Source organism: Clostridioides sp. LIBA-2809 (genome assembly GCF_056688965.1).
On record NZ_CP197004.1, the window covers coordinates 2774706 to 2789261 of the forward strand.

At 30.9% G+C, this 14556-nt stretch carries 17 protein-coding genes; all 17 read right to left on the minus strand.

All coding sequences use genetic code 11. From position 1 onward, the window contains the following. Positions 1–8: 8 nt before the first annotated feature. Entirely contained in the window at positions 9–3293 is a 3285-nt protein-coding gene (locus ACTG44_RS13145) for a phage tail tape measure protein (protein ID WP_479921700.1), read from the minus strand. Positions 3294–3551: 258 nt separating this feature from the next. Beyond that, entirely contained in the window at positions 3552–4430 is an 879-nt protein-coding gene (locus ACTG44_RS13150; RefSeq protein ID WP_407964268.1) for a hypothetical protein, read from the minus strand. Positions 4431–4594: 164 nt separating this feature from the next. Next, positions 4595–5608 (minus strand): phage tail tape measure protein, encoded by a 1014-nt coding sequence (locus tag ACTG44_RS13155; RefSeq protein WP_479920583.1) that lies wholly within the window; start codon positions 5606–5608, stop codon positions 4595–4597. Positions 5609–5810: 202 nt separating this feature from the next. Further along, complete coding sequence (locus ACTG44_RS13160) at positions 5811–6308, minus strand: phage tail assembly chaperone (protein WP_219674201.1); 498 nt, start codon at positions 6306–6308, stop codon at positions 5811–5813. An 82-nt stretch (positions 6309–6390) separates the two neighbouring features. Then, positions 6391–6804, minus strand: a complete 414-nt coding sequence (locus ACTG44_RS13165) for a phage tail tube protein (RefSeq protein WP_479920584.1) — start codon at positions 6802–6804, stop codon at positions 6391–6393. 15 nt (positions 6805–6819) lie between these two features. Then, positions 6820–8241 (minus strand): phage tail sheath subtilisin-like domain-containing protein, encoded by a 1422-nt coding sequence (locus ACTG44_RS13170; RefSeq protein WP_479920585.1) that lies wholly within the window; start codon positions 8239–8241, stop codon positions 6820–6822. A 2-nt stretch (positions 8242–8243) separates the two neighbouring features. Continuing rightward, on the minus strand, positions 8244–8447 hold the full coding sequence (locus ACTG44_RS13175; protein WP_167640252.1) for a YqzN/YkzM domain-containing protein: 204 nt from the start codon (positions 8445–8447) through the stop codon (positions 8244–8246). A 12-nt stretch (positions 8448–8459) separates the two neighbouring features. After that, entirely contained in the window at positions 8460–9284 is an 825-nt protein-coding gene (locus ACTG44_RS13180; RefSeq protein WP_479920586.1) for a hypothetical protein, read from the minus strand. A gap of 1 nt (position 9285) precedes the next feature. Continuing rightward, a complete protein-coding gene (locus ACTG44_RS13185; protein WP_479920587.1) occupies positions 9286–9696 on the minus strand; it encodes a hypothetical protein in 411 nt (136 codons plus the stop codon). Positions 9697–9708: 12 nt separating this feature from the next. After that, positions 9709–10092: a hypothetical protein gene (locus ACTG44_RS13190; RefSeq protein ID WP_479920588.1), complete on the minus strand. Its 384-nt coding sequence runs from the start codon at positions 10090–10092 to the stop codon at positions 9709–9711. After that, positions 10089–10406, minus strand: coding sequence for a hypothetical protein (locus ACTG44_RS13195; RefSeq protein WP_479920589.1), 318 nt, complete (start codon positions 10404–10406; stop codon positions 10089–10091). Before ACTG44_RS13195 ends, ACTG44_RS13190 begins: the two co-directional genes overlap by 4 nt. 2 nt (positions 10407–10408) lie before the next feature. Continuing rightward, the gene (locus ACTG44_RS13200; protein WP_479920590.1) at positions 10409–10609 is read right to left on the minus strand and encodes a DUF7210 family protein; all 201 of its coding nucleotides are present in this window, start codon (positions 10607–10609) and stop codon (positions 10409–10411) included. Between the two features lie 14 nt (positions 10610–10623). Then, positions 10624–11676 (minus strand): major capsid protein, encoded by a 1053-nt coding sequence (locus tag ACTG44_RS13205; RefSeq protein ID WP_332850908.1) that lies wholly within the window; start codon positions 11674–11676, stop codon positions 10624–10626. A 7-nt stretch (positions 11677–11683) separates the two neighbouring features. Beyond that, positions 11684–12037 carry a hypothetical protein gene (locus ACTG44_RS13210; RefSeq protein WP_223195772.1) on the minus strand — a complete coding sequence of 118 codons (354 nt, stop codon included), beginning with the start codon at positions 12035–12037 and terminating at the stop codon, positions 11684–11686. 22 nt (positions 12038–12059) lie between these two features. Next, positions 12060–12707 carry a phage scaffolding protein gene (locus tag ACTG44_RS13215; protein WP_054270870.1) on the minus strand — a complete coding sequence of 216 codons (648 nt, stop codon included), beginning with the start codon at positions 12705–12707 and terminating at the stop codon, positions 12060–12062. 67 nt (positions 12708–12774) lie between these two features. After that, positions 12775–12927, minus strand: coding sequence for a hypothetical protein (locus tag ACTG44_RS13220; protein ID WP_021370617.1), 153 nt, complete (start codon positions 12925–12927; stop codon positions 12775–12777). A 1-nt stretch (position 12928) separates the two neighbouring features. Next, entirely contained in the window at positions 12929–14548 is a 1620-nt protein-coding gene (locus ACTG44_RS13225) for a hypothetical protein (protein ID WP_479920591.1), read from the minus strand. Positions 14549–14556: the final 8 nt, after the last annotated feature.

Sequence of the window (14556 nt, forward strand, 5' to 3'; positions counted from 1 at the left end):
ATTCGACATTATCCAATGTCTTGTAATGCTTCTCTTAATTCATTTTCCACTTGAGCTAATACTTCTTGTATCATTTCTTCTTTGTTATCACTATTTTGAACATTGATAGATATTCCACCTAAATTTATTGTATTCCCACTTGAAATTGAATTCTGTGGTTGAGCTTCTTTGTATTCTTTATTATCTGTATCTAAAATATTTTCGAGAGGAAATTGTCTAACATTATTTACAATATTAGAATAACTTCCTCCAACTTTTTGAGAAGGAGTTGAGCCTAACCCTAACATTTTACCTGTTTGTTCATACAAGCCTATCGCTCGATTTCTTCTATTGTTAGAAAGAGGAATAACCATTTCAGCTCCATCTTCTCCACAAATAGAAGTTCTTGTTACAACTCCACCATCTGCAAAATGACCAAATATATTACTTAGTATTCCACCGCTACTTTCATTTACTGTCCTTTTGACAGTTGTTTGAGTAGTCTTAACATTAAAAGATGCAGAGATTGGTGTTGAAACTGTTGCTCTTACACTATTCCAGTAACTAATAATTTGACTCGACATAGCACTAACTTGACTTACTACAGAACTGCACATAGCAGAAATGGCACTTATAGCTGAACTACTTAAACTCGTAAAAGATATCCTAGCTCCATTATACATACTACTACACGCTACTCTAACATTTGATGCTAACATATTAAAAGAAGTTGTAGCACCATTATAAAGACTTGAACCTGCTTCTCTGCCTATCTGTGCTAGTTGTGTAAAGCTTTGTTTAGCTCCGTTGTACATATTAGTCGCTCCTTGCTGAACTGTTGCAGTAGCTTGGTTGAATGCTGTGTCTATACCATTTGTAAGATTGCTATTATCAATTTGAGGAGTTGCACTATTTACAGCATCTGTAACACCTTGCTGAGCTACTGCTCCTAATTCATTGCCTTTTTGTTGTACGACTGGCACACCTGCTTGAACTCCGCTAACAACGCCGTTTGTTATATCTACACCAAGCTGTTGTCCTGCTTGTTGTACGGCTGGATTATTTTGAGTTAGAGCATCAACCACTTGTTGGTTTGCTTGTTGTGTAGCTTGAGAAGCTGAACCTTGTATTTGACTTGAAGCTTGAGCAAAGATACTCCTTACAGTTTCTAGAGTCTTTGGTCCTTCTATCCCTAAATTATTCAAATTTTCAAGAACTTTACTGGCTTGTGTTTCTATTGGAGTGCTAAAGTCTACATCAGCAAATACTTGACCCATATTTCCATCCATTTTCCCTAGAGCTGCTTGCATCTGTGGTCCTATTTGATTAATGGTACCAAGCATACTGCTTATTGCTCCATTCATACCGTCTTGATTAAAACCAATTTTAAACGAATTAAATGTATCACTCAAACCTTGCTTTAGGTTTGTAGTATCTAGTGCAGTAGAAGCTTGTGAAAAAATAGTTCTTAATGTGTCTATAGCTTGTGTACCTTCTAAACCTAGATTTTTTAAATTTTGCAATACTTTAGTTTTTTGTGTATCTATAGAAGAATTAAAATCTACTCCCTTAAAAATCTCGCTTGCTTTTCCTCCTAAGCTTTTTAATGTTTCTAGAGCCTGTGGTCCTGTTGATTTCAGTGAATTTAGCATTCCTGTTACGCCATCTTTTAAGCCTCCCACATTTGTTCCCTCTTTAAATGCATTAAAAGCATTACTTAGACCATTTTTAACATTATTAGAGGAACCAGCTCCATATTTATTTATAAAATTCATAGTTTCTTGTATGCTATTTCTGTAGTCTTCTGCATTTAATTTTCCCGATTTAAATGCGTCATCTAAATTTTTAGTAATTTTTCCAATCTTCTCATTAGGTTTCATATTAGCACTTACACCTGACAAAATTATAGCCATATTATCATTTAACCCTCGCATCATAGTAAGAGAACTTTCGCCCATACCATCTAAAGAATTTCCTAGAGCCTTTGCGATTTCACTAGACTTTCTTTCAGTTACATTTTTAGATTGTTCAAAAGCCGTTGAAAAAGCTTTTGTCACTCCTTGTAGCTCTTCTTGACTAGCAGTTTTTAACATAGCTGTAGCATTTGAAGTTTCTCCTGCTATATCGCTCAAAGCTTCCTTTGTATTTGTTTTAACCTCTGCCATAGTCTTACCAAATACATTTTTTATTCCAGACATCTTTTCATCCCAACTTTTATCTGATAAAGCTATTCCAATAGCTTCAACAACACCACCTAGGATAGTTATTAAATTACCAAAAACTAGTTTTATTGTTCCTCCAACTCGTTCCATAAGTCCTGTTACGAAATCACCAAAGACACCAAATCTCTCTTGCAAAGACATTATTGCCACTTTATTATTAGAGATAGCAACAGACATTCCTGCAAAAGCTATAACAATAGCTCCTATTGCTACAGGTAGTAATATAGCACTTATACTTGCAACCTCTAATGCAGTTGCTAATGCAGTTAATCCTTGAACAGCTCTATTAAAAATAAATGCTGCTTTTAATAATGTAATTGCACCAATTACTGCTCCAATTCCAGGTATAAGTACTTGAAATCCTGCTTTTATTTTATCGAAATTGTTAACAAACTTAGCAGTTGTACTTACCATAGCTTCTCCAATTTGTGGTATTTTTGCTGTCAAATCCTCTACGAATTTTCTAGTCATAGGACCTAATTCTCTACCAATACTTTCTTTTACTCCGTCTATAGAGCTTTTTAACAAAGTAAATTGTCCCGACAGAGTATCTAACTTCATATCAGCTATTTTCTTTGCCATACCTTCGCTTTCAGCTATGGCTTTTTTTAGTTTATTGTAGTCACTTTCACTTGCATTTATTATTGCAGCCCAACCACTGCTTGCATTAGCCCCTACTATATCACCTAAAGCTCCTACTGCTTTAGTGTTTTCAAGACCACCAAGCTTATTTCTAAGTTCGTCTATTGTTGCTGCTAAATCTAAGCTTCCATCTTTTGTAGTTTTCATTTCTATTCCATATTTTTTCATAGCCGCAGAAGCTCGCTTAGGCTCATTTATAAGTCTTAAAAGCCCCATTCTTAAAGAAGTACCTGCTTGGCTTCCTTTTATAGCACTACTCGCCATTAAGCCAGTTGCCAGAGCTACATCCTTCATAGGTACACCTAATGAACCTCCTAGAGAGCCAATGAATTTAAGTGTTTCCCCAAATAACTCAACATTGGTGTTAGAGTTTGTTATAGTTGCAGCCATAATGTCAACGAATTGGCCAGTATCTTTAGCAGTCATTCCTAACGCAGTTAGTCCATCCAGTAGTTATTATCTCTAAGCTTTTTATCTTAGACTCTAGAAGTTTCCCTCATTTTCATCGGCTTGTCTTTTCAAGCCTAGTTTGGCGTACATTTTCACCCTCGTCTAATTCGTTAGGGTGTTCGGCACTCTTGGGAGTATTATATTTATTCAACTCCTACGCTCTACGGTGTATTACAACCTTTCGTAATCTGTAATATTACCTCGGTACTTTCATATTCTTATTAAAAAACTTTAATATAATAAAAAGCATCTTAAAATTTAAGATGCTTGATTCTTGTTATTTTTTATAAATTCTTCAAATTGTTCTTTCTTATTATTTCCAAATCCATATAAATTGTGAAACTTATTATGGCATACCTCGCATAAAGTTACTCCATTATCTACACTAGTCCTTTTCTCTTTGCACCAATTATAACCATCTAAATGATGAGCTTCTAAATTTCCACCTTTATCATCACTACAACATTGGCAAGTATAATTATCCCTTTCATATACAAGTCTTCTCCATGTGTTATACCCATCTATGCATCTTAATTTCACTCTATCTTCTTCACTTAAATCCAATTTGTAAAATGGATTATTTTTCCCTACTAAAATTACTTGTTGATGTTTAGCTTTACAATCTTGTGAACAATAATGATATTTATGAATTTTATATTTATGTCTCTTAACATTTATTTCTTTTCCACAATTATCACAGTTACAATTAATATCTCCACCTTTAAAATTTGGATTGCTTTCTTTTTTTAGAATTTTCTTTTGATGTTCTGCTTTACATATCTGAGAACAATAAAAGTTTTTTTTAGTTGTACCATCAGAATTTTTAATAGTACATTTAAGTATATTAATTTTTTTTCCACAATTACTACACTTAACATCAATATTAGCTTTTTTAAAGTTAGGATTACTTTCTCCTTTTAATGTTAGCTTTTGGTGTTTCGACCTGCATTTAGATGAACAATAATGGTGCTTTGACCTTTCTATCTCATATGGTCTTTTTTCTATTTTTTTGCCACAATAATCACATTTTGTTATTACTTTCGGAAACTTTAATTCATTGGAACATTTTCTTGAACAACACTTCTGATTAACCTTTCCATTAAATTCTTTCCCACAATTTTTACATAGATTTTTCATTTTTAAATACCTCCGCAGTATTTTTCCTACTTAATTTATAAAAGGGAAGAAGTCTCGGAAATACTCCTTTTCAATTAGGCTCGCGACTTCCTAATCTATCCCTATAAATATTATACTATAAATTATCAATTAGAACTTAGAATCTACCGATTTTGCCGAATGTTTTATGCTATAGATTTCTCCATAACCGACCAATGTATTTCAGTCACAATGTCACTCGTTAGTGCTAAATCTGTTCCTCCTGCTGATGCAAGATTTAGTATACTTGGCATACCTTCGATAATTTGGTTAGTTTTCCATCCTGCCATACCCGCGTAGTACATCGCATCCCCCACTTCTTTTGATGTATAAACAGTTGTTTTCCCAAGATTTCTAGCTTTATTTGTTAAACTATCTATTTCTTTTCCAGAAGCTCCTGTTACAGCTTCAACATTTTTCATTGATTGCTCGAAATTTGCAAAGGTCTTTATCGAAGAACCAACTCCTATACCTCCCAACAAAGCACCTGCCGCAGTAGCCAACTGAGCGAATTTACTAATAGCTCCACTTACAAAGGAGTTTATTTTTCCTGTAATTCCTCCAAGTGCTGAACTAGCTTCATCTCGAATTTTGACTGCTGCTTCATATCTCTTACTCACAAATTCTTGCAATTTATTTTTAGTTCGAGAAATAGTGTTTATAGCTTCATCAGCTTGAGATTTTATTTTTATGATAGTATCAGCTTTTAAGTTCTGCATCTTAGCTTTCACTTTATCTATTATAGAGCTAGACTCATCTTGTCCTCGAATTATCACAGGAGGTACAGGCTTAGCAACTTCTTTTATCTTGTTATTAACTTTGTTAACAGTAGAACTCGCATTATCTGTAGCTTTTATCCTTGCTGTTACTGTCTTTCTAGCTTTATTAACATTATTACTAGCTCTATTGGCTACTGGACTAGCACTATCTGTAGCTTTTATCCTAGCTGTAACAGTTTTTCTTGCTTTATTCATATTGTTATTAACTCTATTTACAACACTTGAAGCTTTATCCGTAGCTTTTATAGCAGGATTAACCTTTATTCTATTAAGTGTTTGCATCCTTTTTTCTGTCTGCTTCATGTATTTTTCCATTGCACTTAGTTTGCTTTTCGTTTCTCCATCACCTTTTGCACTTATGACAACATCAATATGATACATTTCCTTTTTAGCTATTTCCCTCACCTACCTTTCTAAATTCATATTTATTTTTTCATAGCTTTATTTTCTTGCTCTATTTCATTTTGAGTAAATACTTTCATTAAGCGTTGAGACATTAAATTTTTCTTAACATAAACATCTGGGGGAACATGATGCTTAACAAAAATGTTATTTAAAACAGTCAGTCGCCCCCCCATTTTTATTAGTTTTTTATATCATCGTCACTTATCTCATCATAAAAACCGGATAATTCTAATATTTGGTCACTTATTTTACTCAATTCTCCTGCTAGGAATTTTCTCTTTATAAATTCTCTAGCATTTGTTACTTTCATAGCTTCAAGTAATTTTTGATTAGAAAAGTTAGGTTTCACAGTCCCTTTTTCTATCAACGCTAGATTAAACTCATCATCATTTAATTTTTCTTCTCTTCGCCCTTGTACCTTTACAATTTTAGTGCAATCTTTTCTTATTTTACTAATCTCTTTTTCTGTTAATGCTTTCAATGTGATTGGTATTCCTAATCTTTCTAAAAATACAGTTCTTTCAGGTACTGGTGAATCCTCCAATAGCTTTGCTATTATTTCATCCTCTTTCATCTTCAACCTATCTTCATTCGTTTCTTCTATTTCTTCATCTAAATCATAATCTTCTTTTTCTATTTCCTCATTTTCTAGCTCTCTTTTATCCATATCTAACATATTCTTTCCTCCAATATTTTTGATTTTAAAAAGCTACAAACAAATTAATTGTTTATAGCTTTATGCATAACACTTTTATATTTTAAAGTTCATTCAATAAATCATATCCTCTAAAACTTCCCTCTACTTCTATCTTTACAATCTCGCCAGCTTTAGAATTTATAAGAGGTAATTTTTTTAGTCTACAGTTTTTTAATCTTACACTTTCATATCCTAGTGTTTCACCATTAGATAATTTATATATTATTTCAAAAGACCTAAATCCTAACTTTGCAAATCTTGAATCTGTCTTATATCCATTTAAGGAGAATGTCCCTTTAGTAGTCCCAACTCTTGATATTTCATTTTGACATCCTAACAGTTTTATACTTTGTTCATCTTGCTCAAAATCAGCTTTTATTTCTTCCATGTATAGTTCTTCTACACCATCAATAAGTATAACCACATCAGAACCATTCAAAAAACTGGCTTCTTCTATATAATCATCATTATACATATTCTACAACCTCCTTTATCCTAGGTACCCAGTGCCAAATATTTTCTTCATTACATCAACTTTAATAGCATCCCATTTCCAATAAAACTCATCAGCTTTGGCAGTAGCCTGTAACTCTGCATCTATATCAACATTAAATTCTGATATAATACCTTGACCCATTAATTCTTCAAAATATTTCTTTAATGCACATATAACAGTTGTCTGCCCTGTTGAATCGTTAAATATTTTCCCTACAAACTCTTTTCTTTTCAAAGAAGTATCTTTGTTTATAGTATTTATAAACATAATATTAGAAATATATCCCATAGCTTCATTCTTATCATCTACATACTTTTTAAATGTATTTACATCATCAACTATAATCACGTCTCCATCATCAAAATCAAGTATTAATGTTCCCGACTTTAAACACTCTTTAACTTCTGATTGACTTAATCGTGGTTCTACTTCTTCAAATATAGTCTTAGCATTACATATACTACCTGTTATGCCTTTGCTTACTGCTAATGCTCCTATATAAACAGCTACTTCACTAGGTGTATATTTTATTCCCTCATAATAGGCTGAGCTTCCAACGTTAATTATATTTTCATCATTAAAACTTTTTGATTTATCATTAATTTGTTTTATATTATCCTCTTTTTTCCCACCTAAAAATAATAATATATCTTTTCCTAATTCTTTATTCTTAGCCACCCAAGCCTTTGTAGTTTCCTGCAAAGCTTCGTCAGCCACACCATCAAGTGTAAAGCCATCAAAGCTATATCTTTCAAATTCTTCCAATGCTTTTAAATAAGACTCATTTGTTATAGATGTGCAACCATCATTTCCACCCTCAAGTGCTACATTCACTAAGTTTGCTAATGTTGTATCACTATCAGCTACTTTAGTTGCAATTACATACTCATTATCTAAATTAGAGTTTATTTCTAGCACTATTTCATCTATAGTACCTTTGACTGAACTAGAAAATAGTTGTTTAGTTCCTTCAAAGAAAATAAAATCTTTTTTATCTGAATCTACTAAATTGGATTTTATTGTTACATTAAAATTTCTGCTAGTTGGATACTTAGTTTCTAGCTTAATTACATCTTTTGTAGTATTTTCTGTAGTATCTTTAAGTATTAATGTACCATTTTTTTGGTTTCCATCTACGAGCCTATACAACAATAGTTCCTTTACATTCCCTAATAAAGCTAGTTTTCCTAGTTTGAAAGCTGAATAACTCATATCATCACCAAATAGAGTTTTAAGCTGTTTTAAGTCATTTTTTACTGTTATTACCTTCCCTACATCTCCCCAATTAGCCTTAACAGGCATTGCTAATCTACCCTTTAAGCCTGTATTTGTAGATTTTTCCGCTTGTGTTTTAAAGCGATTATAAAAGCCAGGTATTTCTTTTTTTTCTTTTTCATTCCATGTTCCTGTTGCCATTTTTACTTCACCTCTCTTTCTAAGAAATCTTTTATTAATTTCTCAAACTCTACTTTTGTAAGTTCTTCTTTCTTACAATTAAATAAAGCACCTGCCACTACTTCTTTCTTGTAGCCAAGTGCTTCACTATTTTTTAAGAAATCATTTTTCAAATATTTTTCTTCTTGCTTACTTACACTAATCTTTTTATTAATTGTTTCAGCCAACCCTTGCACCTCCTATCTTAAGTTTCCATTACTATAAATCTCATTTATAATAGGTCCTTCTCTTTTTATCTTACCTATCATTTTGAATACTATAGTTAATTGACCATTAGAAAACATGTCTGATTCTCTATCTTCAACTACACTTACAAGAGTTAAATACATGTTTTTATCTTCTCTAAGTCTTACTCTCTTATCTATTATTAGCTTAGTCTCTAATTCTTCAAGAAGCTTAACTATTTCATCCTTATTTTTACTTACAACATGACACTTCATAGTTTTAGTAATCTCAATCAGATGATAGTTAATCCTTTTGTTTTCAACATTTGTAGTTCGCCACAAACAGCATGGTGCTATAAAATTTTTCTTCCAATTATCCTTGTAAACTTCAATTTCCAATAAATCTTTTGTGTACTTAGATAGAGCTTCTACCCATCTATCACTAGTTATATCTTCTTTATCATCTAAAGCTATTACACTAAATTTCAGACACCTTATTATAGCTTCCCATTCTTCATCTATAACATCTTGACCAACTGCACCCTCATAAATACAAGTAAATACCTCATTAGAAGTATCATCTGTTATAGTTTTAAAATCTAAAATCTCTATAACTTCTTTTGTAAGTTCATCCAGTTTATTAAATGTAGTCCTTTTCTCATATAACCAAATATTTATGGTCCTTCTAAAACCTATAACATCACCTTCATTGTCAGCATCTTCACCTTGGACAATTACAATATAAGGTTTTATAGTTTTTTTATTAGGAACAGTTGGTTCATAGCAATCTTTTAATCTTGGTATGTTATCAATCAAGGCTTTTCTTATTCCTGCTCTCATATTATTTACTCCAATGCCCTTCTATTAATTTACCTATCTTAGGCATATTCCTACTGACTGTAGACTCTAAAGAATGTGTCCCTTTAGTGCCAGGATGTTGTACCTTCATAACAGGATGTGAAGCTCCATTCCAAAATAAAGCTTTAGCACTTTTAGGTTTTATAACATGAGGTGCTGAACCTTCCTCTAAAATAGTTCCATAGTCAACTCCATGCCCTAACCTAACAATGTATTTATTTCCTCCACCTAGACTAGTTCCTGTTATGCCTTGCCTTGCATTTCCTGTCCTATCAGTCCATTTTGCACTATTCTTAGCTTCTCCTTCTAACATAAAAGCTATATTCATACACAAAAGTGGCATTGTAGCCTTTTTCTTATCAATTTCATTTATAGCCTTGGTAAACACACTCATAATAAATCACCTCTAATCTATCTTTTCAAGACCACATATATAACCACAAATCTGTTCCTCAACTACAATAGGATTTACATAGTTTAGTTTCATAGTGCCTTCAATACATTTAAAAGTTATATCACTTTCATTATTTAATCTTAAACTAGCTTCTTTATCTGCAACCATACCAAAATTTTTATTTTTATAAACTGTACCAATAGTTTCACTACTTATTACTGTATCGTTGGTTTTTTCGGGATATATAACTACTATTAGTTCCTTTATTTCATTTGTAATCTCAATAGCTCCATCCACTATTTGTTTAATTTCCTGCTCTATAGTTATTGTTTGAGGATTTAAAGCTATCCCTCGATTAATAGTTTTTATTATCTTATCAGCTCTTAACTTTCTCATTGTCCATCAACTCTTGTTATAGATGTTTTATATCCTGTGTTAGTTGTTTCATTCTTTGATTTTTCTTCTAAATAATCAGTTTTATATATATCTGCTAATGACAACCAGTATGAACTATTACTACTTTTAGTTTCTATAGGACCTATTTTAATACAATCATCTGTGGCACCTTTGAGTAAACAACCTCTCCATGAAGCTTTTAAAACATTATTCTCATTAGATTCTAATAACATCACAAGTTGTTCATCTGTAAAATAAGGATACTCTTCTTCTTGCAAATTGAGTTTTAATTTATCTAAATCAGTAATAGACATATCTACTCACCATCTTTATTAAGAAGCTCGTTATTATTCTTTTCTTCAACTTCTCCTAAAACTTCTATATATCCTTTTTCTTCCATAAGTTCTTGGTCAATTTTTCTAATCTCAAACACATCATCTATTTTATAACAGTCATTATCATATTTTAAGTAAACCAAAGCTTTTACTTGCATTAAATTATCTTTCTTTTTAGCCATAATATCCTCCTTTTTTAAGATGCTACTGTAGCAAAGAAGCAATCATCTGCTCTTTCAAAACTTGGTATTCCTACCATAGAAACTTTTGTATCTATTGCAACAGGGTCTTCCTTAACCATAGTTGTAATTGCTATGCCAGTTTTTACAACTTGTGTATCTAACTTACCACTACCATATTGACTGTCAAATTCTTCAGGAGTAGTTCCAAATATGGTTTTTCCTAATGTACCTTTTGGAATCAAAGACACAAGATTGTCTTCATAATAATTCATTGAAATTTCTTCTTCATTCAAGAAAGTTCCATTTAGAATTGCTACTTCTAAATCTAACTTTTTCTTTAAAAATGAAATATAATCTTCATCAGTAATTATAATATCTCCAAAGTTTCTAGTTTTCAAATCTTTTGTTATAGCTTCATTTTGAGTTATATATATAAAGGTCTTTTCAGTTAATAACATTCTTGTTGGTTTTTCTAAGCCTTCATCTACAAATATTTTTTGCCATCTTTTTATGTCTCCCACTATATCAGCTTTAGGGTCGCTCCACATTGCACTTCCTGTTAAAGCTTCTTTATGGTTAGCTGGTATATCATAATCAACAACAACATCTCCATCTTTTGTAATCAACTCTATTTCACCTTTTTGCATCAATTGAGCTCTCATTCTTGTCATTTGAACTCCTGCTCCATCAACTAGATTTGCATAATTTTCAAAAACTGTTTTTGTCAGAAATTCTACTAGATTTTGATTGTTGGCATCTTGATATATAGTTAATTGTCTTCTGTCATTTTCATCAATTCCAACAGCTTCTTTAAAGAATGGCATTTCTTTTTTCTTTATAGATACATCTGCTTTCAATGCTCTTACTTTTGCTGCTGAATTAAATGTACTCATTCTTAATGCAACTGGATTTTTCTTACTACCTTTTGCTATCTCTATCTCTGTAGATAACTGCTTTGTTACTGGAAATAGAGCTTCATCAATAGTTACTCTTGGTGGTAAGTTTTTAATATATAAAGCTATTTCCTTTGAATTTATAAAGTTTTTTAATTCCATTAGTCTTTTCATCCTCCCGTTATATAAATAATATTCTTCCTGCTACTGCTTTTTCAGCTTCGACAGTTATTTCTTCATTTGTGTATTCTTTTAATCTAGTTTTATTAAGAAAGCCGTGTACTAACACTGGTAATATTTCTGTTCCTTTTGAATCATTAAAGTCAACCTCATTAAATACTACTCCATAAGTTGTTGCATCATTTACAGGTATCCCACTACTATTTACTAAAGTACCTGCTGGTAATACACCATCAACTAACTTACTTTGTACATCTGTCTTTTTTACCTTAAAATTTAAATTTATATAATGCTCTCCTGCTATATCTCTAATGTCTTTTTTCCCTACAGAAATTGTTTTTGAGCTTTGTCTCATTTTTTATTCCTCCTTTTATAATTTATTTAAAAAAGCTATCTAGTGATTCTGTAGCTTTACTTGCTTCTGCTTTTTCAGCTGCTAATCTCTCGCCTAGACTCTTTTTCTCGCTTCCTTCTTCACTTGATGTAGTAGAACCTAAGTTATCAAGTGGTTTACCATCTATTTTTATCTTTATATCTTCTTTATCTTTAAATAAATAACTGTCACTTTCTTGATAAGCTTTTATTTGTTCATCTAAGCCAATGAAATTACCATCAATTAATTTAACATTTTCTTTGTTTATTAGGGCTGCTAAAGCTTTTGGATTTTTAGGATTATAACTTTCAATAGCTCTTTCAAAAGCTGTATTAAATTTTAAAACCTCAATTTCTTTTTCTGCATTTTCTTTAATTTCTTTATTTGCATTTTTAAGACTTTCAATTTCATCTGATAGCTCTTTGTTATCTTTAACTTTGCCTTGTAAATCATTTAGTTGCTTATCTCTATCCCCTATTTGCTTTTTATACTCTTTAATCTCTTTATTAGCATTCTCTAGTTCTGTCTTTTCAACGTACTTAGAGTTTTTAATATTATCTAAAAGAAGCTTATTTTCTTTATCTTTAGATAACTTTTCATATATTTTCTGACCTTCCTCATCTCCAAATATCTTTTTAAAATATTCTAACATTCAATTTCCTCCTTAAAATTAGGCATAATAAAAGCACTCATTAATTTTTAATTAATAAGTGCTCACTTTATTTTTGTATCAATTCTTTTAACTTTTCTTTGTACTCAGCATAACTATTGTATTCATCATAGTTAAACCCAGGTGCGTTTTTACCATACTTCTCTTTATATAATCGTCTTAACTCTAACAATTTTTTATCTTTTCTCATTTCTTCAAGCAATCTAAATCCCTCCTAACAATTCATTAAATATTTTATCCAAATCATTTAAATGTTCTTTAATAAAACTATTTATTTCTTTATTATTTTGATACTTTAGTGTAAATAAATTAGCAAATATTTCTTTCTCTTTATTTCTGTTTTTACTCCAATATTTTTCGCTATGAGTTGCTAATAAATCCTCAAATTCATTATTAGATAATGCTCCTAATACGTCACTAATAAATTCGTTATTGTATAGCTCATTAGAATTAGTATATATACTTTGCAAGTTCTCAATATTCTTCATAACATATATAGAGCTATTTTCAATAGCTTTTTGGAACTTAATATTATTATAGCTCTTAATTTCTTTTATATCAATTCTATGCGCAAACTCATGAAGTAAAGCAGCTTCTTTATTATATGATTTAAATTCCTTGATATTTGGATTAATACCAACTAAATCAACCTTAGTATAATAAATAAAAGGTATTTTTTGACTATTATCAATTAGTATTTTGCTTGGTTGCACATACTTGTTAATATATTTTTGAACTTGTTTAGGTGCTTTCTTTGACTTATTCTTAATTGAATTAGTAAGGTTCTTTTTAATTCTATCATCTTTACTATTTGTAGCTATTTTATTCTTTTTATTTCTTTGTTTCTTAATAAGTGGAACACTATTATTTTGTTGTACTGCTCCATTATACCAACTATCAAGAATATCATTATCTCCACCAGTTGTCCAATCATTCATCATTTTAGAAGCTTCACTAATTGGTACAATCACTTGAACTGGATAACAAAGACAATTTGGATGTGGAATAGGATACTTTTCGGGTAGGAAAACTCCCTCACCTAGACCAAAACGATTTTGTTCTGCATACTCGTCACATTCATCCTCGCCCCTCCATTTCACTTGTCTAATATAATGTTGAGAACTTAGGTTCCATTGTAACCCCACACAGAAAGGATTATTTATCGCATTTTGAACACTTGTTTCTACAAAAGCATGTGTTATAGAGGTTCTAGCAAGTCTTTGAGCTTGGTAAGATATACTTTTATTCATTCCAACTTCTAGCGTTTTAGCTTCTGTTTTTCTAGCTGGATTAACATAATTATCTAAGCTCTTTGATAAAATTTTTGCATTAGCACCTCTTGCAACATTAGCTTTTATTAATCTATCAATATCTTTTCTATTTTTATTACTATAACCCCAAATCCTACCCTCTAATGACTTTTTATCTTTATAAAAGTTACCTGTAACTAGTTTTTCCACTACACTAGTAGTTGTCTTTATACACATAGCATCACATGCAAGGTTCATAGCTGTATTTGGAACTATTGATTGATAGTAATACATTTGTAATTCTTTAGCTATATTAGAAGCTTCTATTATACTTTTTTCTGCAACAGGTACTAATCTTTGATTTAACTCATTGATATACTTCTCGATTGATTTATTTAGTTTTTTTAAGTATTTAGTACTTAGATTTAACTCTTTATTTTTAGCAATATCACTTAAAATAGTTTTACTAGCATCTTTGTAGACATTTAATATCTCTATTTGTATTTTTTTATCTAATAATAAAAGTTTTTTTCTAGCTTCAAGAACTTTTTTTGTATAAGAGTTGTCCTTCATATTAATAC